A 26,844-nucleotide genomic window follows, 5' to 3' on the forward strand; every position below is an offset into this window, starting at 1 on the left:
GAGATCAGCATCGATGATCTGCGCACTCAGAAGATCATCGCCTTCAACCGGCAGAACCTGTCGTTCACGGAAAGATACTTCAATGAGAAGTTCGCGGAATACCACCTCACCGCCAACATTGCCTTCAGCTGCGATGACACCTATGCGCTGGTGTCGCTGGTCTCTGCCGGGCTTGGCATCGGCTTTGCCCCGGAGTGGACGCTTGATCTTCCCAATCGCGGCTTCGAGCTGAAGAAGGTAAGCGGGATCGACTTTAGGATCGGGCTTGGCATTGCCTGGAGTAAAGAGGACCCAACCGCTGGCCGCGATGACATCGTCGACATTGCACGGTCGCTGGCAAGGGCAAGGCGGTAGAGTGGGTCGTGGGACATCCCGCCTCGGTGTCCAGTGATCAGCAAGGATGGCGTCCGCGTCGTTGAGGTCCAGCGTTTGAGCCCAGTAACGTGCCTCAGATGGTTCAGGATGAAAATATAGTCAGCGCCCGCATCTGCCGACGTTCATGAGATAGGGCGGGATGTCGCATGACCGTCACCACAAAGGTGATAGGCACAGCGGCTCATCACGTCCCGCAACTATTGCGCTAGCGGTACAATTAGGGAAGTACGTTGCCGTTAGTGCCTAAGCGAGCAGCACGACAGGCAGGTGGAACAGACCGTCGGTCAGCTCCATCAGTCCCATCATCTGGGTTCACTTTTCGCAGAGTCGCCGTTCGCCAGAATAGGGCTGATATGTACAGTCGGACGGGCGGAAAGAACGATAGCTACGGGAGCAGGCCCTGACGTTGCAGGACTGTGGCGTGGCCTGTGTACCGACAAGTGGGTTCGCCCCGGGCTCCGCCAGCGCTTCGCGCATGAAATCCCGCCATATATGCGCCGGAAGATCGCCGCCCGTGACGCCCTTCATCGGCGTATCATCATCATTGCCAACCCATACGCCGGCAACGAGTGGGCCTGTGAAACCCACGAACCAAGCATCGCGATTATTTTGACTCGTGCCGGTCTTGCCGGCTGCGAAAGAGCCAGGGTCGGCATCGTGCCCCGTGCCCCGCTCGACGACCAACTGGAGTAGGCGAAGCAGATCAGGCTGATATTGCGCTAGATCAGTGGCTGGTGTGGCCGGAGGACCAACCCGAAACGACTTTTCCTGTCCCGACGCCTGAAAATCAACGATGCCCCAAGGTTCAACGGGTGCTTTGCCGAGCTGGACGGATGCATAGGCACTGGTGAGGTCAAGAAGGCTGATTTCCGATGTGCCGAGAGCCAGTGATGGCGTGTTGGCGAGCGGCGCGCTAATTCCGAGTTCTCGTGCTGCTGCAATCACCTTGTCGAGCCCAACCTCCTGAGCGAGCGCCACCGCGGGCGCGTTGAGCGACCGCGCGAATGCCTCGGCGAGTGTGACCCAGCCGCGGTAGCGGCCACTGGAATTCTCCGGCGTCCATCCATTGACCTCGATCGGGGCATCCAGGATTTGGTCGGTTAGGCCCAAGCCGGCCTTGAGGGCTGCATAATAGACGAACAGTTTGAAAGTCGAGCCCGGTTGCCGCATCGCCGTGACCGCCCGGTTGAACTGGCTTTGTTTGTAGTCGCGACCCCCGACCATCGCGACGACGGCTCCGTCTGGGATCATCACAACCAATGCCGCTTGCGACGCCCCCCTCGTTTTTCCTTCAGTGTCCAGAGCTCTTTTGACGACCCTTTCAGCGATCTGCTGCAAGTGTGGAACGAGCGTGGTGCGGACAGTGGTCGATCCCGGCGATGTTCCGGCGATTTCGCTCGCCTGGGGCGAGATCCAGTCGGCAAACCAGCTTCCGGCGCGCGGCGGAGGTGCCGTCGGATGCAACTGAGCAAAGCGCGCTCTAACGCTCTCTGCTACCGACGCTGTAATCTTTTTGTTGGCAACCATCGTGTCGAGAACGACCGAGGTCCGTTGCCGGGCGCCTTCGAAATTGTCGATCGGATTCCACTGGCTCGGTGCTCGCAGCAATCCCGCAAGCATTGCCGATTCGGCCAAGTCGAGCGCACCAATGTCCTTGTTGAAATATATCCGCGCGGCCGCAGGCATCCCCGTTGCGCCGGCCCCAAGATAGGCGGTGTTCAGATAACGCGTGAGGATCTCTTTCTTGCCCAGTTTCCACTCCAGCCAAATGGCGATCACGAACTCCTGGATCTTTCGCTTCATCGTTCGGTCGCTGTCGAGGTATTGCAGCTTGATTAGTTGCTGCGTGATCGTGCTGCCACCTTCTACGACCGTACCAGCCGCGAAATTTCGTACCAGCGCCCTTCCGATACCTCGGACATCGATACCGAAATGATCCATGAACCGCCGATCCTCGATCGACAGGACGGCATCGACCAGATGCGGTGGAAACGCTTCGTATTGCGCGTAGGGGCCTTGGTAGGGCCCCTGTCTGACCAACGGCTCGCCATTTGAAGTTTCCAAAACCACGATGGGCTTCAGGGTTCCGGCGCGGATCTCGCTCCAGGGAACATCCTTCAGCGCCCAGACCAACAGGCTGCTTCCAAACAGCACGAAGGCAACAAAAATGGATGCGACCGTGATCTTCAGTCCGCTGGTGTGAAGCCATTCCTGCCGGCTGCGTCTGATCAGCTCCATGAAAAGACTGCGAACACGCGTGAAGGTTTTCGGAAGTGCAATCGCCAACCAGAGACGAATAGCAACCGGTCTGACAGACACTCGCTTCGAAGCCTTAAGTTTCGTCCACAGTTGGGAAGCTCCGGCCTTTGCGGTCACCTTGGTCGAGGTGAAGAATGTATGCAGATCGTGGCGGAGCGCACGGCAAAGATTGAATACTGCCTGCCTGCTCTCGCTAAAAGTTCTGGGAGAGGGGGCCTGATCGGTTTGAGAGAACGACCCGGATTCTTCTCGCTCGTGAGAATTGGGATCGTGTGCGAGGCTTGCCTCAGCTTTCGGTTCTTTGTCGGCGCCACTGGCACGCGCAATAGAGGATTTTGAATGGCGTGGCATAGGTTACCGCTCAACGATTGGTTCATAAGATAGCGCGCCTTGGTCGAGTTGCAACGCGCGGGGCGGCCACTCTCACCTTCCTCTACATGAACGTGATGTTATTGGTTGCGATGACGGCCTCAGTGTCGTTTTCGGAAAGCAAGCCTGACCAAGTGGGCGTGCAACGCTGATCGGGGCGACTTCCGCATCGGGCTCGGGGTTGCGTGGAACCGGGAGGATCCAACTGCCTCACGCGACGACATCGTCGATATCGCACGGTCGCTGGCCAGGCCCCGGAGAGAGGCTCTCAACCGGGCGGTTGACCATGTAACTTGCTCGCGAGCGCCCGCCCGCGACAAGCCGATTGAACGCTAGACTGAATGCCGAACGGCACGGACGGTCAGGATATTGGCTGCATCCGGCTATCGGCCCCAAAGCTCTCATCCGTGGGGACATTCGACCGAACGATTGTTCGATCTAAGTTCGCTGAAAAGCTGGCTGGAGATCCACATTGCGAGCGCAAACCCGCTGAAAGCTGCTCCCAAGGTAGTAATCCCCGACCAGCCATACCGCGCGTAGGTTGCCGTTGCGGCGATCGCGCCCAGAGCGCTGCCAATCGAGTAAAAGATCATGTAGCCTCCAATTAGGCGGCCACTCTTGTGCGGATGCACGCTCACCACGACGCTGAGGTTGGTCACGTGGACGGCTTGGACTGCCAAGTCGAGCGCGAACACGCCAACTAACAACACTGAAATGGAGAGTGGAAGGAAAGCGATCAGACCCCAGGATGCGAGCAGGAGCGCAAGGGAAATTCCGGTCGTCCATCGACCGTAGCCTTTATCTGCAAGTCTTCCAGCGGATGTTGCTCCAATCGCACCTGCCAGTCCAACCAATCCGAACAGCCCAATCAAGGTATGGGAATAGGAAAATGGCGGAGCGCTGAGTGGAAGCACCAGCGAGGTCCAGAACGTGCTGAAGGATGCAAAGATCAGAAGCGCGAGAATGCCTCGAAAGAGAAGAATCGGCTCGCGCAGGAACGTGGATGGAACGGAGACGAGAGCGTCGAGATATGTTTCGGGATGGCGCTCTGCCGCCCGCCGTGGCAGCACCCGCACAAGGATACCGACCATCGCGACCGTGAGCAGCGCAGATGTCAGATAAACCGTCCGCCATCCGCCGAAATCGGCAATCGTGCCGGCAACGGATCGAGCTGCGAGGATGCCGGTTACGACGCCGCTGGTGACCGTGCCTACCACGCCGCCGCGTTGAGCCGGCGTCGCCAGGGCCGCGGCCTGGGCAACGAGTATCTGAACGAGAACAGCTAGCAATCCGACCGCGCTCATGCCAGCGAACAGTATCGTCTTGGCCCCGGCCGTCGCCACCACGATAAGAGCGATCGCCGAAAGCAGCCCTTGGATGATGGTAAGCTTTCGGCGGTCGGTGAGATCGCCGATCGGCACGATGAAGATCAAGCCTAGCCCGTATCCGACTTGCGTCAGCGTGACGACAAGACCGATGCTGGAGGACGAGATGCCGAGGTCATGCGCCATGAGATCGAGCAGGGGCTGAGCGTAGTAGATATTGGCCACACTCATGCCTGCTGCCACCGCGATGATCAGCGTCTGTACTCTCGACAACCCATGTGCTGGAACCCTATTGGCGGCATCTGCTGTGTTCTCGCTCATCGTGGCTGCTCCTCGTGGTTTCAACTCGTTTGACGTTGAAACCACTTGGCTCACCTCAAAGCTAGTTCTAAGATAGAACCAGTTTGGATTGGAGATCGATAGCGATGGTGAAACGGGTTAGTCTTTGGAATGCCGGGTGCCCGGTCGCGCGTTCTCTTGATGCAATCGGCGACTGGTGGTCGCTTTTGATCATTCGCGACGCTTTCGACGGCAAGCGTCGTTTTGGCGAGTTCCAGAACGGGCTGGGCATAAGCAAAGGGGTGTTGTCGACCCGATTGCGCGACCTTGCGAAGCGAGGGATTTTCGAAACCGTGCCAGCCTCGGATGGAACCGCATACCGCGAATACGTCCTCACGGAAAAGGGACGCGGTCTGTTCCCCGTTATTGTTGCACTCCGACAATGGGGTGAAGATTACCTGTTCACTGACGGGGAGGCTCGTTCCTCGCTTGTGGACCGAGAAAAACGCGCGCCAGTCGCTCGCCTTGAGGTCCGATCCGCCGATGGTCGCTCTCTTGTCTGGAGCGACACTCAGGTAACAGGCTGATGTAGCTTAGGAACGAGCGTACGCATGACCGCTGCTTGCTGCCGCAGCGCTTTCTCCGGCCATACCGTGTCGAGAATTCCCGAAATCCCGGCCTAACTAGGGCCTTGAAAAAATGGACATGGGCGGACAGGCCACGCGAGAGTGGATATGCGTACGGGGTTTCGATCACGATGCGGATGAGAGCCCAGTGCCCGAGGTTCAGTCTGGCAGCTGACCTTCCTTATACAGCTTGAATCCAAATGTGATTTGCTCCTTCGACAGGGGTGTGGGATCTCCGATTTCGTGGCCGAACATTCCGAGGGCTAGACTGAGCAACTCCTCGTCAGATCCGATCCTTACCGTTGTGGATCTCGTATAGTTTCTGCCCGAGTGTCTTTTCCACCCGGCTATGTAGCCTCTGACCGCACTTGAATCCTCGTCCTCAACACCAGCATAACGCCTTGCCAATTCACCGAGCCGGATTTGTCCGTCAAAGCCATAGTTGTACCGAATAACAAGAAGATGCAGCCACGCTCCTACACCATGTTCGGGCGTTCGATAGATGGTGGTTCTATTGCCGGCACCATCAGCTTGCGTAATCCCGACATAGCCACGAAACTCTCTCTGCCAAGGTGTTATATTCAAAGCGCCCGGGTTGTTCGTGCGAATTGAACGGCGCACACCCAAATCGTCGGGATCGGCGGAGTAGAACCCTCCTCGATAAAGACTGTTGAAGGTCACCCTGTATTTTTCATTGTACGTCCCGCCATCTTCGTGGGCGGCCGGTGGCCGTGGTTCCGAACCGTCGCTCCCTGAGCTTCCCGGCGCTGTCGGCCATGAGATACCGAGCTTGGAAGCCGTCATCGTTCCTGCGATTAGGTCGACGCCTTGAGCGCCAAAGGTCCGCCTCTGGAAATCCCGCAATGCGGCAAGCGTTGCGAACCCGAAGTCGCCATCCACGCCTGCTGGGCCGAGATCGTACCCTGCACGGACCAATCCCTTCTGAAGCGTGGACACCAGGTCGCCTTTCGAACCATATCGCACAGTCGGCGATCGGTTCGCAGCGCCTATCGACACCGTTCTCTGCGCTTCCCCAAATTCGAATAACGCGTACGAGTAGCGAGCCTGGTCGATCCCGTAACATTTCTCAATGAACTTCTTCCATGGTCCTTGCTCACCATGTGAGCCGCTGCTGATCGAGCCCCCCGGAACGCCGGCGACAACCTGGCACCCGTTCGACGAATATCCCGGAAGCGCAGGATTTGGCTGGCGGGCGCAGTGCATGTTGTCAAATACGGCTGTAAACTGCAGGTCGTCGTCACCATCGTAGTCAGTGTCATCACCAGTACGCCAAACTGGGAGCCTGTTGTCGTTTCGAAAGGCCCTGTGCGGTCCGAAGGGCGAACTTAGGCCGTGGTCGCCTTTGTAGTAGCGCCGGTCCACAGAGTCGGTCTTGGTCAAGAAACATGTTGCGAGTTGATTCACACCACGCCCACCATTGGCCGCCGCATGCTGAACGGCGTTTTTGTTAGGAACAGTGCTTGCCGGGAAAACAGCGAATTCCCCATTCGCAGTGTCCCACTGCATGAGGGTGCAACGCATATGCATATAGTCCGTGCCGAGATCGTTCATATCGTGGCGTGCGGTAAAATCGGTCCCAGCCGTGTCGACTGGCGAGGTGCCGCGCAGACCGACGAACACAATCTGGTTGCTCGGAGCGGCGAAGTTTGCAAGCCGGAACATGTCTTGAAGATTTTCAACGCTCAAAGTGTATGCCATCGGAACCTCCTTGCCCTGATGAGGAGTTCAGCGGCTCGTTGTTAGGCAGATAAACAGGCCGCTTAGATATCCAAATTCTGGAATGCTGGATGTCATGATGCGAAATGCGGAATGCCTGCACTTGTCATTTCCAATGGAGTTATTTGTCGACCGAGAATTCCACCGGGCCACCGTTTGAAACACCGTCGAACAGCACGAGGACACGATACGCCACGTCGGTCTCGCCAAGTAAAAGGAGCGTCTCCGCGCTATCACCAGGAGCTATGCCGGGGAGTATTCCGAGGGGCTTCGCATCGTCGGCATCCTTTCCGCTCCAGAACCAAATCGAAGGTACGGGTTTGGGGGGCGTCCTCTGCTCGCCGCAGGTGAACTGCTGGTCCCCCCGATTGTCGTCGCTTCTCCCGGCCAGTATAAGGATGCCGTTGTTGACTTTTGCCAGATCGCGAACACCGACGTTATCACCGAGACCAAGAGACTTGGTGGTCCCCGTCGGTATGGAGTTACTGAAGAGCTCTTTTGTTGGAACTCTCATTATTAAGGCATGTGCCGACTCACACGGGCTGCGCAGGCCGAAGAGCGTGTCATCACCGGTAAAAGCAATCCCCTCAATTGTAACGCCGTTGCGGTCTAGCCTCTGTTCGGCGTGAGCGGCAAGGTTAGCAATATTTTTGATCGTCGCACGCAAATCTGCGCTTCGCTCGATGTCGGGAGTTGGGTTATCGTCATTGAACGAAAAGGTGGGGCGCCCTGTACTCGCGTCGACAGGAAACCGTATCAGCGAGAAACGAGACAGCTGAAGCTCACCGTTCCTGGAAAGGCCATGTGAACCTATAACGTAAAAATATGATGGCTTGCCGGTCTGTGTCGCTGGAACGTAAGCCGCGCCCTCCGCGTCGATCTCGTCCATTTCGATGCCGCCAACCGTGGCAGACAGTAACCCGATAACCTCTTTCGGCTCGATCGTCCTTCCAACAATGTCAAAGAACTGAGCGTACCTCTTTTCATCGTTGACCGCCAAACAATGACCGGTTTTGTGGGCGCAGGCCGCTCCGCTCAGCGCTTCGCGAGCGTCGGCATTTTTTTCAAAATTGGGAGTTACGGTCCACGGGGCGGGTGACGGCACGATATCGGCCCATACGTCGGCGGTCCATGCAAAGGTCAACAGTATAAGAAAGCCCAGACGCATGGCTTACCTTTCTGCCCGTACCGTGGTTGCAGAACATCAATGCCGTTTGCAATACGTCAGCCTACTAGGTGCTCGCCTTGCCGGTCGAACCACAACCGGTTCAACGGCGCGCGTTCTCAAGCTTAAGCGACGCAATTCCGTGTAGATAGTGGCGGCTAAAGGTGATGCCCTCAGGCTTATAATATGCAATTTAGGTTGCGCTAATGCAAGTAGAAAGTGCGTTGCTTAAGAATTTGGATGTTGGTTGATCGTATCCGGCAACCTTGACAACGCCGCGACGGCGAATGCAATCTGGTCGCACCCTGGTGGGTGGGGAGGCTGGAATGGCCGAACGAGACACGGCTACGGGTACGCTCGCTGCGACGGCCGCCTCCGAAAAGCCGTTCGTGGTCGTTCCACCGTCCGTCGCGTTGCCCAAGGGCGGCGGCGCCATCCGCGGTATCGGTGAGAAGTTCGCGACTAACCCGGTGACGGGCACGGGCACCCTGAGCGTGCCGCTGGCCCTGAGCCCTGGTCGCTCGGGTTTCGGACCTTCGCTGGCCCTGGCGTATGACTCGGGCGCCGGCAATTCCCCGTACGGTTTCGGCTGGGAGCTCAATCTTCCCGCCATCAGGCGCAAGACGGACAAGGGGCTGCCACGCTACGAGGACGCAACCGACAGCGACACCTTCACCCTGTCGGACGTCGAGGATCTTGTTCCCGAGTTTCGGAAAAAACCCGGCGGCGAGCTGGCGCTCGAGGACGGCCACCCCATCGTCCATGAGGATGTGGTTGACGGCTTTGTAGTGCGGCGCTATCGCCCGCGGGTCGGCGCGCAGATCGCGCGGATCGAGCGGTGGACCAGGAACGACACTCCTCGCGATGTGCACTGGCGCTCGATCACCGCCGACAACGTGCTTACGCTCTACGGGCAGACGGACGAGAGCAGGATCGCCGACCCCGAGCCAACCGGGCGCATCTTCGCTTGGCTGGTGGACGAGACCCGAGACGATCGCGGCAACGCCATTCTCTATCGCTACAAGGCCGAGGACAGTGCGGGCGCCGACAAAGGTGCCGCATCAGAGGCAAACCGCTCGGCAAAGTCGCGCACCGCCAACCGCTACCTGAAGCGCATCCATTATGGCAACCGCAAGCCGCTGCTCGACCCCCAGGGCCAGCGTCCGCGCCGACTGGACACCGAGGCCATCGCGGCGAGCATCGCCGCCGGTGAGTGGCTGTTCGAGGTCGTGTTCGACTATGGCGACCACGACGACGAGGCGCCGGTGCCAGCTGAAACCAGGCAGTGGGCGCCGCGCCCCGATCCCTTCTCCACCCGACGACCGGGCTTTGAAGTGCGGACGAGCCGGCTCTGTCGTCGCGTGCTGATGTTTCATCACTTCGACAAGCCGGGCGTAGGCCGCAACACACTGGTTCGGTCAATGACCCTCGAGCATTCAGGCGGCGACGCGGCCGATGGGCCGAGCTACAGTTACCTTCGTGCGATCACGCAGTCCGGCCATCGGCGCAAGGGCGGCGGCTACCTGAAACGGGACCTCCCCAGGCTCGAGTTCGGATACAGCGCAGCAAAGGTCAGCGACACGGTCGGGACGATCGATCCAGAAAGCCTCGAGAACCTGCCGGCTGGCATCGACGGCGGCGTCTATCAATGGGTCGACCTCGACGGCGACGGCGTCGCCGGCATCCTCACCGAACAGGCCGGCCAGTGGTACTACAAGCGCAACCTGAGCCCGTTGTACGACGGCGAAGGGCGATTGGGTCCAGTCGAGCAGGTTGCGGATCGGCCAGGGGCGGGGCTGAGCGAGGGGGTGCTCGTCGATCTTTCCGGTGACGGCCAGCTCGATTTGCTGGTCATGGAGGGGCCGGCGCCCGGAATATATGAACGCGAAAGTGACGGCTGGGGGCCGTACCGGCCATTCGCCGACCGCCTCAATCGCGACCTGACTGACCCAGAGTTGCGCTTCATCGACCTCGATGGCGACGGGCGCTTCGACCTGATGCTAGCCGGCGACGATCGGCTGACATGGCATGCGGCCCTGGGGGGAGGCGAAGCCGGGTTCGGCGAGGGCCGGTCGGTCGGCCTGCCGCTTGACGAAGAAAACGGACCGCGGCTCCTGCGGGCCAGCAACGACGCGGCGATCCATCTCGCCGACATGACCGGCGATGGGCTGGCCGACTTGGTGAAGGTGACGGCGCGCGAGGTCTGCTACTGGCCCAATCTCGGCTACGGCCGCTTTGGACCCAAGGTAACGATGGACCGCGCCCCGGACCTCGGCCGCGAGGGCTCGTTTGATCCTCGCCGGATCGTGCTCGCCGATATCGACGGATCCGGGACCAGCGATATCATCCACCTTTGTCTCGAAGGCCCACGCCTCTACTTCAACCTCTCGGGCAACGGCTGGAGCAAGGAGGGCACGGATGTCCCGGGCCTGCGGGTCGACGACGCCGTGTCGGTCGCGCCGATCGACCTGTTCGGCAACGGCACGGTGTGCCTCGTCTGGTCGTCGCCGCTCCTCGACGAGGCCAGTGGGCCGCTGCGCTACGTCGACCTCATGGGCGGAACCAAGCCGCACCTGCTCACCCGCATCACCAACAACCTCGGCGCCGAGACGACGATCCGGTACGCCTCCTCATCGCGCTTCCATCTCAAGGACCTGGCGGCCGGACGGCCCTGGATCACCAGCCTTCCTTTCCCGGTGAATGTCGTCGATCGGGTCGAGACGCGCGATAAGGTGAGCGATAGCCTGTTCGTTTCCACCTACGCTTACCGGGACGGCTTCTTCGATGGCACCGAGCGCGAGTTTCGCGGTTTTGGAATGGTGGAGCAGTGGGACACCGAGCAATTCGCCACGCTTACTGCAAACGGGGTGCTTCACGCCGCCAACGAGGAAGCGGCATCGCATGTGCCGCCGGTTCACACCAAGACATGGTTCCACACCGGAGCGTGGCTCGAGACCCAGGGCGCACCAGAGCTGTTCACGAGCCTGCTGTCCGCCGTCGACAAGGGGGCGTGGTATGCGGAGCCGGGGCTAGGTCCTGAGGAAACCGCAGACCTGCTGCCGCCGGAACCGGAGTTGCCCGAGGGCCTGGACCTCGCCGAGCGCGCGGAGGCGGCGCGTGCGCTCAAGGGCATGATGCTGCGGCGGGAGGTCTATGCCGACGACGGATCCCAGCGCGAGGGCGTGCCGTACGAGGTGACCACCACCACGTTTGCCGTCCGATGCGTGCAGCCGCGTGGCGCCAATCGCTACGCAGTCTTCATGGTGCATGCCGAGGAGTCTCTGAACCTCCATTACGAGCGTAATGCGTCCGATCCCCGGATGAGCCAGGAACTCACGCTGGAGGTCGACGACTACGGCAACGTGCTCAAATCGTGCACCGTCGCCTACGGTCGGCGCGCCGAAATACGGGCAGCAGGGCCGGGTGGGCAGTTCCAGCGCATCCCGAACCCGGGACGCCAGGCGCTCGAAGCATGGGATTGGGCGAGGCAGGCGACGACGCTGGTTTCCTATGGCGAGGATCGCCTGACTGTGCCGGTCGAGGATGCGGATACCTACCGTGCGCCGGTGGCATACGAAGCGCTCAGCTACGAACTCACGGGCTTTACCGGGACCGGACGCGGTGGCCGCTTCCGCACGGCCGATTTCGTGGAACCCAATGCAGCACCAGGTGCGCCTCGCTTCAGTCGCCTGCCCGTCGCCAGCACCCCGCTCGACTATCTGGAACGACCGTCGGCGGGCCGACAACGCAGGCTGATCGAGCATGTGCGGACGCTCTTTCGGAGCAACGATCTGAGCGGATTCAGCGCGCTCGGCACAATGGGGAGGCAGGGGCTCGTCGCCGAAAGCTACCAGCTTGCCATGACGCCCAAGCTGCTCGCCGCCGCGCTCATTCGAAAGGGCGACGGCCAGCCCGACGAGAACCTTCTGCCCGATCCGACTGCAATCCTCGTCGGAACGGGGAGCGACAGCGGCGGCTACGTGCTGAGCACGACGCTCAAGGCAGACGGCAGGTTTCCGGCAACCGATGCGGACGGTTGCTTCTGGCGACCTTCGGGAAGGAACTTCCTGTCGCCTCTCGGGGAAGCGTCGCCGGCGGCGGAACTGGCCTTCGCGCGATCGCATTTCTTCCTCCCCTACCGGTCAGTGGATCCATTCGGGGCGACTTCGCAGGTCGGTTATGACGAGTTCGACCTGATGTCGGTTCGGTCCGAGGACGCGGTCGGCAATGTCATCGAGGCAGCGTGCGACTACCGCGTCCTGCAGCCGACGCTGCTGAGCGACCCCAACGGCAACCGCAGCGCCGCACGGTTCGACGCACTCGGATTTGTCGTCGGCACCGCGGTGATGGGCAAGGCGGATGCCGTCGATCCCGAGGGCGACAGCTTCGAGGACTTCGCCGACGATCCCGATCCCGAGGATGTCGCCGCTCTCTTCGCCGCGGACGATCCTGCTCCGCTGGCCGCTGTGTTGCTCGGATCGGCAACGACGCGGCTGGTTCACGACTTCACGCAGGTGCCGCCAGCAACGGCGGCGCTGGCGCGCGAGACCCACGTCTCCGACCTTGCGGGCGGCGCACCGTCACGGCTGCGGCTCACTTTCTCCTACTCGGACGGTTTTGGGCGCGAGGTGGGCCACAAGATGCAAGCCGAGCCGGGCGTTGTGCCGCACCGCGATGCCGATGGTCACATCCAGATCGGTCCTGACGGATTGCCCGTCATGGGCGACGAGACGGTGGGCCCGCGCTGGGTGAGCAGCGGTTGGACGATCTTCAACAACAAGGGCTCGGCGGTTCGCAGCTACGAGTCCTGGTTCACCGACACGCACCGCTTCGAGCCCGGCGTGCCAGTCGGGGTCAGCGCGATTGTTCTCTACGACCCGCTGCAGCGAGTGGTGGGCGTGATCAACCCCGACCACAGCTGGACCAAGACCGTATTCGACGCCTGGAGCAGGTACGACTTCGACGCCATCGACACCCTGACGCTGGGAGGGGCCACGGGCCCCGCCGGGGACGCCGATCTTGCCGGATATGTCGCCCACCTGCCGGCAGATGCCTACTTGCCGACCTGGCATGGCCTGCGCACGGCACCCGAGCATGCGGCGGCGTTCGCGGCACGGTATCCGGATGCCGACGAAAGGGTGCGGCAGACGGAAGCGGCGGGCCGGTCGGCAGCGCTGGCGGGAACGCCACTGCGCACCCACAGCGATGTGCTTGGACGAGGTTTTCTGGCCCTTGCCGACAACGGACCCGATCCGGGTGCGCCGAACGGTCCGCACCACCTGCTGCCGGGTCGGGTGGAGCTCGACATCGAAGGCAACGTCATCACCGTGCGGGACGCGCTGACGCGGTTCAAGGACGCCGCCGGCAACGAGGTCGTCCTGCCGCTCGGCCGGGTCATCCAGACGGCCCTCCACGACCTGCTCGGCGACCGGCTGTGCGAAGAGAGCATGGACGCGGGGCGCCGCTTCACGCTGCCCGACGTCAGCGGCATGCCGATTCGCGCGTGGGACGATCGTGGCCATGTGTTTCGCATGGCCTATGATGCGCTGCGCCGGCCGATCCGGAGCCATGTGGCAGGAACAGTCGCCGGCGCTCCACAGCAGGAAGTCCTTGTCGAGCGCGTGGTCTATGGCGAGGGGCATCCTGAGGCGAAGGCACGTAACCTGCGTGGCCGCACATGGCTGCGCCTCGACCAGGCGGGTGCGGCCATCGCCGAGCAGCACGACTTCAAGGGTAACCAGCTTGCCGCCGGCCGCAGCCTGACGAGCGGCACGCAGTATCGGGGCCTCGTGGACTGGTCGGGCCTTCCCGATGCGCCGGCCGCGATCGAGGCGGCCCTTGCGGGGCGGCTTGAGCCCGTGAGGTGGCGGACCCGCAACCGGTTCGACGCCGTCGACCGGCCGATCCAACTGATCCTGCCGCACCGTGACGTCGCGGGCGCCTCGATCAGCATCGTCCAGCCCTCCTACAACGAAGCGAGCCTCGTCGATACGATCCGCGTCTGGCTCGACCGGGCGGCGATCCCCGACGACCTGCTGCCGGTCGCGACGGCCACCCTCGTTCCGGTCAGCGCGGTTGACTACGACGCCAAGGGGCGGAGGGTCAGCGTTGCGTATGGCTGCGGGGCCGGGGCGGGCGCGACGGGCGTCGTCACCAGCTATCGCTACGACCCGCTGACGTTTAGCCTCCACCGGCTGACCACGCGGCGAGACGCCGTCACGTTCCCGGGCGATGCACCCGCCAACCCGCCGGCCGGATGGCCAGGCAAGGACCTGCAGGACCTGAGCTTTGCCTACGATCCCGTCGGCAACATCGCCCAGGTGATCGACCGGGCGCAGCAGACGATCTTTTTCGGCAACCGCCGCGTCGAGCCGAGCGCGCGCTACGAATACGATGCGCTGTACCGGATCGTGTCGGCGACCGGCCGCGAGCATCTGGGGCAGACCGCGGGCGTCGCCAATCCGCCCGCGCCTCACCGCTACGAGGATTCGGGGCGCGTCGTTGTCGGCGCCGGAAGCTTTGCGACCACCGACGGCACCGCGATGGGCGCCTATACCGAGCGCTACACCTACGACGATGCGGGAAACCTGCTCAGCATGCAACATGCGGGCAGCAATCCCGTCCACCCCGGCTGGACGCGGACCTACTCGTACCGGGAGGCGAGCAGGCTCGGGGAGGCAGGAAGTTGGATCCCCTCGAACCGGCTGACCGCCAGTGCCGTTGGGGGTGTGGCCGAGCCGATTACCTACGATCGCCACGGCAACATGCTCTCGATGCCGCAGCTCGGGACCATGTCATGGGACTATATCGATCAACTGGCGATGACGGCCCGGCGGAAGGTCGACGATGACGACGAAGCCGGCGAACTCAGAGCCGGGGAGCGCACGTACTACGTCTACGACGCGTTCGGCGAGCGGGTGCGCAAGGTCACCGAACGGCCGGACGGCAGTCTCAAGGACGAGCGCATATATATGGGCGTGGCAGAGCTGTTCGTTCAGCATGCCGGCGTGCGCGCCGGGCTCGAGCGCGAAACGCTCCATATCGAGGACGACCAGGGCCGGGTCGCATTTATCGAGACGCGCAACGCAATCGACGACGGATCGCCCAAGCGCCTCGTGCGCTACCAGTTCCACAACCACCTGGGATCGGCGAGCCTCGAGCTCGATGAAACCGCGCGGATCATTTCCTACGAAGAGTACACTCCCTATGGCAGCACTTCCTACCAGGCGGTGCGCGGACGTGGCGACGCGCCCAAGCGGTATCGCTTTACCGGCAAGGAGCGCGACGAGGAAAGCGGGCTCTACTACAGCGGCGCCCGCTACTATGCGCCGTGGCTGGCACGTTGGACGAGCTGCGATCCGATAGGCCTTGGCGACGGGCCCAACATCTACATCTACGCTAGATGCCGGCCGATCATTCTCATCGATCCCGACGGGACCGAGTCGGTCGATCCGCGGCAGCAAAAATACAATGCCGCGCTACAGCAGGCGCGGGCGCGAGGATTTGCTGCCACCCACGGCGGCGCCTTCCAGAGCTATCATCTCAAGGGCGGACCGAAGGGCGGTGCGAAAGGGGCGGGCAGCGGCAAGGGTGGCGGCGCCAGCACGCCGGCGCACCAGGGGGTCAAGGGCGGCACTGCTGATAGCGGCGGGGCGGAGGCCAAGGGCACCGACCCGGTCGACCGACCCGGCGATCCCGCCGGCACGGCCGATGTGTCGCAACCGGGCACGACCAAAGGCGGCGAAGGCAAGGCCACCGGCGGATCGGGTTATGTCGAGCTCGGCGGGCCAGGCACAAGCGGTGTCGGCGGCACCGGCAAGGGGCCGCAGGATCCCAATGCCGTGCCGCTGACCGAGATGGACTACACCACGCAGTTTGCCGGCCTGATCTCGGCGCCGCTGCTCGGCCAGGACGAGGCGGCGGAGTCCGTCTCGGGCGGCATCCCCGAGGGCCGTGGCCCGAAATCGGGGGCGAGCGCTGCGGGCCAGGCGCTGTACCTTGCCGTGAATCTCTTCTTCACCTTCGCCAGCGGGCTCGTCGAGTCCGGGATGCGCAAGGCGTGGGCGGCGCTGAAGCCCTACGCGAAATGGGCACTGAAGGCACCGGTGTTCATGTTCATGGGTGCGGGCGGAGCCGGTGGACTGCCCAAGGCACCAAAAACCCCCAAGGCTCCAGCGACTCCAAAAGCAAAAACGCCAAAGGTCCCCAATCCTGATGGCCGTTTGGGCAAGCCGGAAGTCCGGGCACAGAACGAGGCGATCGCCGACGACTTCATCTCCCATGACTACAAGCTGAAGGGGGGAGGCAACCGAATGCCGGAAGTCCGCTTCCCTGGGCCTGACGGGGGAAACACAGGGTCCGTCTTTGCCGACGTTACAGTGCAGTCCGCGACGGACAAAGTTCACATCCAGACAGTCGACACTATTCGTGGAGGCAAGAGCTGGGTTCCTGACAAACGTGAAATGAGCAACGCCGGTCGACTGCTGAAGAATGACCGCAACGCCGGCATAATACTTGTAGGAAAGTCACCTGTCAGACTGAAGTACAAATAAATCCGGGAAATCGGGGGTCTGCTGAAATGTCCGTACCGCTCTTTGCCCTGGCAACGCTGCTCATCGGTTCGATCGGCCTCGCCGTCAGTCGCCTGCACGTCCTCTTGCGCAAGCTCGGGTACTCCGAGATTCCCAACGACGAGGCAGAGGGGCCGAGCTACGGGCCCGGCACCAGGGCAATGGTCAGGCGGCTGCAGGAGGAGCTCAACATTGCCGCCCCTAACCCGGGGGAGGTCGACGCGGCGACCGCCCAGGCGGTCAATCTGCTGCTGTTCGAGCAGCGCATCTTCTATCGGGTCGCGGGGCGGGTCGTCGACCCCGAGGGCCGGCCGATGGCGGGGCTGACCGTTCGGGTCACCGATGGCGACAACCTCGGCGGGATCTGGTGCGCAGAAGCGGTCACCAATGCCGACGGCGCCTATCAGGCCTTCTACGATCCGACCTGGTACACCGGTGGCTGGGACAGGATTGTCATGGCGAAGGATTTCGTCGACCCCGTCGTCTCTGCCCATGCTCGCGATGGCCATGAACTGGCGCGCAGCGATCGCCACGAACATGCGGAAGACCTCCGCGTCGATCTAGAGGTCGAGCGGCCGGTAGTGAGGCCGGACGGCGAGCAGGACGGCTTCCGGGTTCGCGGCACCGTCGTCGACCGGGATGGTCGTCCCCTCGAGGGTATCAGGCTCGAGATCTTCGATCGCGACATTGGCACATTCCGCGATCACCTCGGCACGGTGGAAACCGATCCTGAGGGAGCTTTCGAGCTGCGCTACAGCGCTGAAGCCTTCGCGGCCGAAGACGCCGAGACGCCTGCAGGAAGGAGTGCCGACCTCATCTTTGTGCTGTACCGCGGCGAAGAACCGATCAAAGACCACGAGATCGTAAGGCTGCCGGTGAGCGCGGGTGATTTCATCAGCAGCCCGGTTCCCGTTCCCGAGGACGAGAAGAGCCTCGGCATCGTCGCGCGCCTGGACGAACTGGTGCGGATCCGTGCGTCGGGACTGCGTGCCGGCGGGCAATCGGAGTTCGACCGGCTGATCGCGGCGCTGGCTCCGCTCACGGAGCGGGTTCCGCTCGTCGAATTCGACGAGGCCAAGAGCCGCGACGTCACCTTTGCGGCACGCGAGATCGGCGAAAGCGTCGAGCGGGTTGCCGATCTCGTGCTTGCTCACCGTCTCGTGGGGGACCGCTTCGACAACGTCCCGGCCGCGGCGTTCTATGGCCTTGCACGGCACCTCGGGGCGCGCGATGCGCGGGCCTTCGCGACGCGCTCGGTGGCGGAACTGGCAACGACACTGCAGGCGGCCATCGAAGCCCTGACCATCCCCGGCCTCGATGATCCGGCAGAACTTGCAGCCAGGCTGCATGGCGCCGCGGTCAAGGCCGCGATCCGTGACGTGAACGCCGGGGCGTCGGGATCGATCGACGAGGTGATTGCGGCCGTCATCGAGGATCCCGACAAGCGCGTGACCCTGATCGCCAACGCCCGCAACGCGGCGACGGGCGCCCAGTTCTGGTCTGAGCTCAGCGCGAGCAATCCGGACTTCGATGTCGATGACCTTAAGTACACCCTGCAGCTCGGAACGCTGACCGCGAGCAACAAGGCGCTCGTGGCGGCGCTCAAGGCGGAGGCCCCGACCGCAAGGTCGGTACGCGAGCTGGCGCTCAACGTGGGACGGGAGCGCATCGCCGCGCTTGTTGCGGAGGTCGGAGGCGTGCCGGGCGGAGGGGACAATGCGGAAGCGATCTATGTCAGTGAGATCGCCGGGCTGATGGAGTCGGCACACCCGACCGCCGTTGTTGCGCGGCTTGCGGAAAACTGGTCGGAGCAGGATCGCGCCGCCGTCCCTGCCAGCACGGTTGCCCTGTTAAATGCCACCGTCCGAAAGACCACGTTCGATCTCGTTTCGGACGATTTCGACGAGCTCGTCGCAAGCAATGATGAGGTCCTGTTCGAGGGGATGAACGATGGGGTCGAGAAGGAAGCGGCCATCGAGGGCGTGCGACGCATCGCGCGGCTGTTCAAGGTGAGTGCTGATCCCGGCATCCTCGGTAAGCTGACCCTGGCGCGGTCGAGCAACGGCCTGCCGTTCCGCGGCGCACTCGACATCGCCCGGTACAGCAAGAGCGCCTTCGTCGGCCAGATCCCAGGCGTCACCGAAGGGGACTCGGTGCTGCTCTCCTACGTGCACGACCGGTCGCGGGCGATTGCCGATACGGTCGCCAATCTGGTCGTGGGCGGCTACCAGGACGAGAACGACGTCGTGCCCGCGGGCGCGTTCGATATGCTCTCCCCGATGGAGGCCGAAGGCGATCCACCAGCGGAGGAAGAAGGGGAGGGCGGAGGCGGAGCCGGCGCGGTGGTCACGCCCGTCGTGGACTGGAACCAGATGTTCGGCGGCGCTGAGATGTGTGACTGCGACGACTGCCGCTCGGTGACGGGACCGGCGGCCTATCTCGTCGACCTGTTCGAGTTCCTCGACAAGCGCTGCCTTCCCAACGCCGCAGGGGTCACGCCCCTCGACGTGCTCATCGGCCACCCGAGCAAGTCGCTCACGCTTGGCGGACCTCCCGGCATCGTCGGCCGCAGGCCGGATCTCGCCCACATCAAGCTAACCTGCGAGAACACGAACACCACCATCCCGACGATCGATCTCATCAACGAGATCCTCGAGACCCTGGTGGCAAGCGGCGGCGACGTGCCGCTCAAGCCCTACGAGTCCTCCCCCGGAGTGACAGGTGCAGAACTTTCGGCTGCGCCGGAGAACGTCTCGGCCGACGCCTATGCGGTCCTGGGTGGGGCGGTCTTTCCCATGTCGCTGCCCTATGATCGCCTGCTCGTGACAGCCCGCATCCAGCTCAAGCACGGGGGGACGAGCCGGGCCGAGGTCATCGACCTGTTTGCGACCGCAGACGCCGCGGCAAAGCAGGCGGCGTGGACGGCAGAGTTCCTCGGCCTCTTCCGCCGCGACTACGAGATCCTGACCGGAAAGACCTTTGCCGGCGTCGACGCGCCCGTCGCCACCGCTGACCTCTTCGGTGGCGGCGCCAGCTGGATGGATCGGGTCGCGAACGTCCGTGCCCTGCTCAAGGCATTCGAGATCAGCTTCGTGCAATTGGTCGAACTGGTGCGAACACGCTTCGTCGGCGGCGAGGTGCCGACCGGCAATGCGTCCGAATTGATGTCGCGCATCTTCCTTGACGTCGACCAGCTCAATGCGATCCGGGCGCCCGGCTTCGTGCTGGCGCCAGACAGCGAGGAGGCGAAGGCCCTGGTACTGGGCGGCCTGACGCTGGCCGAGGTCCAGTCCTGGCTCGATGCGCGGGCCGATCGCCTGTCGACGACCATCGTGCTGCAGCCGCCAATCGGGTGCAGTCCCGACGAGATGTGGTTGCGGCACCTCGACGCCAGCCTGTTGGCCGAGGAGGCCGAATGGCTCGCGCTCCACCGTTTCGTCCGGCTCGCCAAGCGGATGCAGGTCAGCTTTTCGGACCTCGACGTCATGTTGAGCGCGGTGGGCGGCAGCGCGCGCCCGACATTCACGGCGGACCTTCTCGATCGCCTCGCCAGGCTGGGCCAGCTCAAGGCGATGCTCGATGTGCCGTGGCCAGTGGCGGCGAGTCTTGTGGCCGACATCGCGACCCACGGCTCGGCATCGCTCTACGACACGCTGTTTCCGCCCCTGGGTCTCGCCCGTATCCATCCGGAGTTCCGCCGCGGACCGGAGGGAGCCCCGCTCACCGTGGATCGACCGGTCGCCGACGGATACGCCGGCCTTGGGGCGGTGCTGTCGATGTCGGTGGACAAGCTCGCCAGCCTCGCGACCGCGCTGGGGGTCGCAAAGCTCACTATTGGCAGCGCGTCCGCGATCCATCGCACAGCGGTCCTCGCAAAGGCGCTCGGCATCGAACCCGTCGAGCTCGCGAAGCTGGTGACGGCGACCGGTGGGGTGAAACTCGCCGATACCGCGGCACTCACTCCGGACGTGCTGCTTTCTCTCGTGGCCCGGGTGAAGCGGTTGCGGACGATCGGGGGGACCTCCGATATCCTCGACCTTCTCGCCAACCGCCCGTCAAAGGCTGGACGGAGCGACGAAGCCATTGCGGCCCTCCGTTCCGGGCTCGATGAACTGCTCGATCCGCTGCACCAGCTCGACGATGCCGACCGCCGGGAGGAGGCGGATCGCGCGACCGCGGGCAGTCCATTCTCGGACGAGGAGATCGCCGCCCGCAAAGCCGCAGGCGAGGCCCGGCGGCGCAGCGCGGTGCTGACCTATGTCAGCGGCGTCTTCGATCTTTCGGCGCAAGTCGTTAGCCGGCTGCTGGTGGATACAACGGTCGATGGCGCGCCGCGGCCGGCATTGCTGCGCGTCGACGAAGCACCGGCCATTTCGCTGCTTGCCGCGCGGCGAGCCGAGGGTGCCGATGTCGGGCCCGTCGTGACGCTGCTGCGCGGCCTTGACCGGATTGCAGTCGTGGTGCTGGCGGCCGATCTCGACGCCGCGGGCTTCCTGCTCGCGGTCGGCGATGCCGCCGTGCTGCCGGTTTCGGCCATTGCTACCATTCCCGGCGGAGCAGCCGAGACCGCAGCGATTGCGGCAGCGCTCGAAGCGTTGCCGGCGCTGGTCAGACTCGCCACCGAAACCCGGCGGCCTGCGGCGTTCGCGGCGGCCGTTCGCGCGCTCGCCAACGGGGGCTGGGTGGACGCGACGTTCGCGGCGGTTGCGAGCTGGCTCGATCGCAGCGCGGAGCTGGTCGCAGCGGTGCCGCGCGCGGGGGTGCCCGCCCTCGACGATGCCCAGGCGCGCAAGGCGCCGGTGGCCGCCCTCGACGCGCTCTGCCAGCGCCTCAGGGTGATGCAGCGGGTGCCGATGCCGGTTGCCGACCTCGTCGCCGTGACAACCGATCCGGTCACACCGCAAGCGCTCAAGAGCCTCACCTCGGGCGTGTCGTCGCGTCACTCGCGTTCGAGCTGGCTCGACCTTTCGCGTCAGCTTTCCGATCCGATCCGCCAGCAGAGCCGCGACGCGCTCGTCGCCTTCCTGCTCCAGCGCGAGGGGTTGGGCAGCGCCGAGGAGCTGTTCGACCTGCTCTATATCGACCCGGGCATCAACCCATTCGTGCTGACCGCACGCATCCGGCAGGCGATGTTTGCGGTCCAGATCTACGTGGTGCGCTGCCTCATGGGTTTCGAGCGCGCCAGCGGCGTCGAGCCGGAGCAGATCGATGTCGAGGAATGGAAGACGATCTCGCGCCAGCCGGTCTGGGCGGCGCGCTGCAAGACCCTTACTAACCCCGAGGACCTGCTCGAACCGTCATGGCGGGACAACAAGTCGCCGGCGTTCAAGACCTTCGAGTCGACGGTGGGGCAGGGTGACGTCACTCCCGTCAACGCCGAGATGGCGTACCGCACCCTGCTCAGCGAATTCAGCATGGTCTCGGCCCTCGAGGTCATGGGCACCTACCTGCAGGAGACCTTCGAAGGCCGCGAGGCGCTCTACTTCAAGTCGGTCCTGCACGTGGTGGGGCGCACGCGCGGCGGGGCCGTCCGCAAGTATTTCTACCGGCGGCTTAACCGCTATCAGCATCACGAGGAGTGGACCAACTGGGAGCCGATAGAAGTCGAGATCGAGGGCATCGATCCGGACCGCCAGGAGGCCCGCGACGGCAACTCGGGGGCACCGCAGGAGGCCGGCGTACATGTCCTGCCGGTGGCATGGAGGGGACAGGTCTATCTGTTCTGGCCCACTTTCCGCCGGAAGGTCGATCAGCCCCCACCGCAACAGGTCGACCTCAAGGTGACGCCCACGCGGTCAAACAAGTACTGGGACGTCAAGCTCAACTGGACGACCCGGCAACCTAGTGGCTGGGCCCCGCCCCAGCAGTCCTCGGTGCTGTTCGAGACCTGGTGGTACAAGTCGGACGAAGTCCCTCTCGAGTGGGACGATGATGGGATCGTCGACTACTGGGGCGCTGCCGTTCCGCACACGCCTCGCAATCCCGACCCCTCGCAGTTCGTCCTCAAGGCGAACCCCAAGGGCGAAACGCTCGATCTCATTCTCGCCACGCGGTCGGGCGCCACCGGTCCCATGGGGCGGGCCTGGTTCACGCTTGCGCGCACCGGTGAAATGACGGTGTTTGGCGGCGATGGCGGCGGGATGGGCGGCGACCATTTCCGCATGCTCGGCAGCTCGAAGGCCAGCGCGTCGTTCATGGGGTTCCGCGCCCGCGGCGACATCAAGGTCGTTGCCACGGCGAAGAAGCCCGACGGCGAGAAGCTCTTCTCGACCAGCGAAGACATGCGGTTCACGACGCTCAACCAGTTCTACCAGGCGCAGTTCAACGCGCCGATGTTCCTCGATCTCGAGGGACGCTCGTATCTGGCGCAGCCGAGCCTGGGCTCCGGCACCATCTACGAGCAGGTCACCGAACCCGAGTTCAAGCCGGACCTGGGAATCCAGACCAAGCCTTGGGATCTCGCCGTGGTCGCGCCGCTGGTGGCCTCCTCCAGCAAGCCGGTGAAGAATCCCTGGGTTGCCGCGATGGTCAGCGACTTCACGCCGCTACACTTCGCAGAGACGGCAGCGGAGCCTGATGCCCCGATCTGGGCGGACACGGTGAGCATCGACAAAATCGGTTACCTCGGACCAACCTTCCGGGCGGTCGACGTGCCGGCGCTGAACCTGTCGGTGACACCGTTCCACCACCCCTTCGCCGACGAGTTCGTCGAAGTGGTGCGGCGCGACGGCCTGCCGGCGCTGCTCACGCCGGGGATGCAGAAGGGCACCGTGCCTGCCAACCGCACCTTCGGCAAGGCGGCGAGCCCCAACAAGGAACGAGTTACGACCCCCGCATCCGAAGGCATGGATTTCGCGCAGTCTACGCCCTACGGCAACTACAACTGGGAACTCTTCTTCCATGCACCCGTGACGCTCGTGACCAAGCTCGCAGAGAACGGCCAGCACGAGGCCGCCATCGAACTGCTGCACCAGTCGGTCTACACGCCCTTCGCAACCGACCCCGAGGGCTGCTGGCGCTTCGAGGGTCTGCGCAACATCGATGCCACGCGCCTCGAGACGATGCTCTCGTACCTGTCGCTGCCCGATGGCGATCCGCGTAAGCAGAACGTGCTGGCTCAGATCGATGCGATGCGGCTGCATCCCTTCCAGGCGCACCGCATCGCCCGGCTCAGGCCGCTTGCCTACCGCAAGTGGGTGGTTGCGCTCGATGTGAAGCTGCATGTCGCGGCCGGCGACAAGCTGCTGTCGGCCTTCACCCCGGAAAGCGTGAACCAGGCGTTCCCGTTCTACCTGATCGCCGCGCGTGAGATGGGCAAGAAGCCCGAGACGATACCGCAACGTGCAACGCTACCGGCGATGAGCTATGCCGAGCTCAGGCCCAACCTCAATGCCATGGGCAACGTCATGTTCGCGCTCGAGAGCAAGCTCAACAGTGCGGTCGGGAGCTCGGCAGGCGGGGGAGATGCTGCTTCAACCGGTGTCCTGCAGCGCGGCGCCATCGGCTATTTCGGCATTCCGCGTAATGACAAGCTGCTCGCCCTCTGGGATCTCGTCGCCGACCGGCTGTACAAGGTTCGCAACGGCATGAACATCGAGGGCGTGCAGATACAGCTGCCGCTCTATTCCCCCCAGGTCGATCCGGCGCTGTTTGCCGAAGCGGTGGCGGCCGGGGTCGACATTTCGTCGGTCTATTCCGCCATCACGCAGCCGCTTCCGCGCCAGCGCTACGCGGTGATGCGGCAACGGGCGGCGGAGCTCACCGCCGCGGTGATCAGGCTGGGCGAGCTGCTGCTTTCGACACGCGAGCGGCGCGATGTCGAGGATCTCGCCCGCAAGCGCGCTACCCACGAAAAGGCAATGAGCGACCTGATGACGGAGATGCGCAAGCGTCAGGTCGAGGAGGCCGAGGCGGAGCGCGACGTGGCGCAGCATGAGGAGGACTCGCTGCGCGAGCGCTGGTATCACTTTGCCGACCTCCTGGGCGAGCGACCGGAACAAGCGCTGTTCTTTGTGCCATTCCAGGTGCGGCCCGCGCGCTCGCTGACTCTCGTCGATGCCGACAAGATCAAGTTCGAGTCCCTTTCGGTGATCCCCGACCTCGCCAAGGTCGGGGCCTTCCTGGGCGCCGGTGCACCGGGGCTGGTCCTCGCCGCAGCCGACGAAAGCGTCTCGGGCATCCGGCAGCTTTCCGCCGGCAAGGTGCTGCAGGAAGAGCAGATGGAGCTCGAGTCGGGGTTCGAGGCGGTGAAGGCGACATTCGATGCGTCGCTGCTCGACACCCTTGCCGCGGTGCTCGGCATCATTCCGAATTTCGAGGCGGCGGCGAAGCCGCTCGGCGCGGGCGTCGGGGTGTCGATCGGCGGCGCGTTCTTTGCTGCTGCCGCCTCTGCCAAGGCCCGTAACAAGAAGGCCGCGGCGGAGATGTACACGTTCCTCGCTGGAGTGCATCGCAAGCAGGCCGAGCTGGTTCTGCGCGAGCGGACCTGGACGCAGGAATTGAACGAGGCGGCCCTGGCGGTGCTGCAGGCGCGCCGGCGGGTCGTGGTACGCGACATCCAGGTTGACCTTGCCCAGAAGGCTCTCAAGGCGCAGGAGGCGGAGGCCGAGCACGCTGCGAACATCGAAACCTATCTCAAGGACAAGTTCTCCTCGACCGAACTCTACGAGTGGGCGGCGAAACGGCTGGGGGCGCTGTACAAGCAGGCGTTCACGCTGGCGCTCGAAACGGCGCAGATGACCGAGGCCAGCTACCGGGCAGAGCGCGACGAACCGCAAACGCCGTTCACGCGGATGGCCCCTCCGGCCGACGCCCGGGAGGAACTGGTCGCCGGCCACGAACTGATGGGGCGGCTCAACGCCATGGATCGCGCCTACAATGCGGCGCCGCGGCTGGCCGAGTTCACGCGGACCTTCTCGCTGCGTCAGATCGATCCCTTTGCGCTCTACGCCCTGCGGCGCGACGGCAAGGCGAGCTTCCGCATCCCGGAACTGCTGTTCGACATCGACCATCCCGGCTACTATGACCGCCGCATCAAGACGATCGAGGTTTCAATCCCGTGCGTCGCGGGGCCATATGCCCCGGTCACCGGCACGCTTGCGCTGACAGGCAGCCGGCGCCGCAGGACGCCCGATCTTGCAGCCGCCGCGCCGGACGAACCGGTGACGGGCGCCTCCATCGCGCTCAGCTCGGGCCGCTCGGATTCCGGCCTGTTCGAGCTTTCGATGCAGGACCCGAATTACCTGCCGTTCGAGGGGCCGGGTTGCGACTCCGAATGGATGCTGACGATGCCGCACGTCGTGCCGACCTTCGAGACCTGGTCGATCACCGACGTTGCCGTGACCATGCGCTATGTCGCCAAGCCCGGCTCCGCCGCGTTCCGCGGCCAGGTCGAGGGCCAGTTGAAGCAAGCGCTGAACGCGCTCGTCACCCATGGCGACGAAGCGGGAGCGTATCAACTGGTCAGCGTTCGCCACGAACTCCCGGACGCCTGGGCCCGCTACAAGGCGGGGCAGGGCCTCGCTGTCGCCCTGAACACCGACCTCCTGCCGTACATGCTCAAGCAGTTCGACCCAACGTTGCTCGACGTCGTAGGCAGCCTGCGCACGAAATCCGGCGAGTCCGTTGATCTCAAGTTCGCCGCGCCGGAAGCAGCGGATGTCGGTTGGACGATCGCGGTCGATGACCCGCCCGACGAGCTCGAGGAGGCGGCCGGCATTCAGGACATCACGCTCTTCGCGCGGTTCAAGGTTTGAACGACCGCTGCCGCAAGCGTCTGAAGGCGGAAAGGTCGGCATGCTCGAGGATCGTCCGGTATTCGTCGCCATTGCCTCCGGCGGCCGATTTTCCGGCGAGCAGGCGCGTCAGCCGGATTTCGTGACGCCCTATCTGACGACCATCCTGGCGACCGTTGGATTGAGCGACCTGACGTTCCTTTCCGTTCAGGGAACTGGTTCCGGGGCGGCTGCCGTCCGGGAGACAAGGGTGAAAACAGCCCATGCGATCAAGGCTCATTTTGCGTCGTTCCGCTCGGAAGGCGCTTCACCCGAGAGTTTCGGGCATCTTTCCTTCGCATGCGCTCAAGGCTAATTGGATCCACGACAAACTGTCTACGGGCCGATACAGAACCATCCGAAGCT

The 26,844-nt window shown here is 63.6% G+C and carries 9 protein-coding genes and 1 pseudogene; 6 read left to right on the plus strand and 4 right to left on the minus strand.

The window, feature by feature from the left end; all coding sequences use genetic code 11:
- Positions 1 to 354: LysR family transcriptional regulator substrate-binding protein (locus tag RHIBUN_RS0125845; protein WP_025661786.1), on the plus strand; the 354-nt coding region annotated here is incomplete at its 5' end.
- Positions 355 to 687: 333 nt separating this feature from the next.
- Here RHIBUN_RS0125845 and RHIBUN_RS33985 read toward each other — a convergent pair.
- On the minus strand, positions 688 to 2,985 hold the full coding sequence (locus RHIBUN_RS33985) for a PBP1A family penicillin-binding protein (RefSeq protein WP_025661787.1): 2,298 nt from the start codon (positions 2,983 to 2,985) through the stop codon (positions 688 to 690).
- Positions 2,986 to 3,150: 165 nt separating this feature from the next.
- On the opposite strand from RHIBUN_RS33985, the pseudogene RHIBUN_RS36955 reads away from it, so the two are divergent.
- A pseudogene (locus RHIBUN_RS36955) lies at positions 3,151 to 3,339 on the plus strand (hypothetical protein); the annotation flags it as partial.
- 65 nt (positions 3,340 to 3,404) lie between these two features.
- Here RHIBUN_RS36955 and RHIBUN_RS0125855 read toward each other — a convergent pair.
- The gene (locus tag RHIBUN_RS0125855; RefSeq protein ID WP_025661788.1) at positions 3,405 to 4,649 is read right to left on the minus strand and encodes an MFS transporter; all 1,245 of its coding nucleotides are present in this window, start codon (positions 4,647 to 4,649) and stop codon (positions 3,405 to 3,407) included.
- A gap of 104 nt (positions 4,650 to 4,753) precedes the next feature.
- On the opposite strand from RHIBUN_RS0125855, the gene RHIBUN_RS0125860 reads away from it, so the two are divergent.
- Complete coding sequence (locus RHIBUN_RS0125860) at positions 4,754 to 5,194, plus strand: helix-turn-helix domain-containing protein (protein WP_025661789.1); 441 nt, start codon at positions 4,754 to 4,756, stop codon at positions 5,192 to 5,194.
- 198 nt (positions 5,195 to 5,392) lie between these two features.
- Here RHIBUN_RS0125860 and RHIBUN_RS0125865 read toward each other — a convergent pair whose 3' ends face one another.
- Both RHIBUN_RS0125865 and RHIBUN_RS0125870 read right to left on the minus strand, forming a co-directional pair.
- Positions 5,393 to 6,952: a peptidoglycan-binding protein gene (locus RHIBUN_RS0125865; protein ID WP_025661790.1), complete on the minus strand. Its 1,560-nt coding sequence runs from the start codon at positions 6,950 to 6,952 to the stop codon at positions 5,393 to 5,395.
- A 139-nt stretch (positions 6,953 to 7,091) separates the two neighbouring features.
- Positions 7,092 to 8,138 (minus strand): DUF3616 domain-containing protein, encoded by a 1,047-nt coding sequence (locus RHIBUN_RS0125870; RefSeq protein WP_025661791.1) that lies wholly within the window; start codon positions 8,136 to 8,138, stop codon positions 7,092 to 7,094.
- Between the two features lie 323 nt (positions 8,139 to 8,461).
- On the opposite strand from RHIBUN_RS0125870, the gene RHIBUN_RS0125875 reads away from it, so the two are divergent.
- The 3 genes from RHIBUN_RS0125875 to RHIBUN_RS33995 are packed head-to-tail and all read left to right on the plus strand — an operon-like array spanning position 8,462 to position 26,794.
- Positions 8,462 to 16,687, plus strand: coding sequence for a SpvB/TcaC N-terminal domain-containing protein (locus RHIBUN_RS0125875; protein WP_025661792.1), 8,226 nt, complete (start codon positions 8,462 to 8,464; stop codon positions 16,685 to 16,687).
- A 26-nt stretch (positions 16,688 to 16,713) separates the two neighbouring features.
- The gene (locus RHIBUN_RS0125880) at positions 16,714 to 26,460 is read left to right on the plus strand and encodes a neuraminidase-like domain-containing protein (protein WP_025661793.1); all 9,747 of its coding nucleotides are present in this window, start codon (positions 16,714 to 16,716) and stop codon (positions 26,458 to 26,460) included.
- On the plus strand, positions 26,387 to 26,794 hold the full coding sequence (locus RHIBUN_RS33995; protein ID WP_025661794.1) for an NAD(P)H-dependent oxidoreductase: 408 nt from the start codon (positions 26,387 to 26,389) through the stop codon (positions 26,792 to 26,794). The genes RHIBUN_RS0125880 and RHIBUN_RS33995 overlap by 74 nt, the downstream gene beginning before the upstream one ends.
- Positions 26,795 to 26,844 lie beyond the last annotated feature (50 nt).

Source organism: Rhizobium sp. IBUN (assembly GCF_000510625.1).
Taxonomy (GTDB): Bacteria; Pseudomonadota; Alphaproteobacteria; order Rhizobiales; family Rhizobiaceae; genus Rhizobium; species Rhizobium altiplani.

Coding starts and splice junctions, on each gene's coding strand:
- RHIBUN_RS33985 (WP_025661787.1), bottom strand. CDS start 2,985: ATGCCACGCCATTCAAAATCCTCTATTGCGCGTGCCAGTGGCGCCGAC.
- RHIBUN_RS0125855 (WP_025661788.1), bottom strand. CDS start 4,649: ATGAGCGAGAACACAGCAGATGCCGCCAATAGGGTTCCAGCACATGGG.
- RHIBUN_RS0125860 (WP_025661789.1), top strand. CDS start 4,754: ATGGTGAAACGGGTTAGTCTTTGGAATGCCGGGTGCCCGGTCGCGCGT.
- RHIBUN_RS0125865 (WP_025661790.1), bottom strand. CDS start 6,952: ATGGCATACACTTTGAGCGTTGAAAATCTTCAAGACATGTTCCGGCTT.
- RHIBUN_RS0125870 (WP_025661791.1), bottom strand. CDS start 8,138: ATGCGTCTGGGCTTTCTTATACTGTTGACCTTTGCATGGACCGCCGAC.
- RHIBUN_RS0125875 (WP_025661792.1), top strand. CDS start 8,462: ATGGCCGAACGAGACACGGCTACGGGTACGCTCGCTGCGACGGCCGCC.
- RHIBUN_RS0125880 (WP_025661793.1), top strand. CDS start 16,714: ATGTCCGTACCGCTCTTTGCCCTGGCAACGCTGCTCATCGGTTCGATC.
- RHIBUN_RS33995 (WP_025661794.1), top strand. CDS start 26,387: ATGACCCGCCCGACGAGCTCGAGGAGGCGGCCGGCATTCAGGACATCA.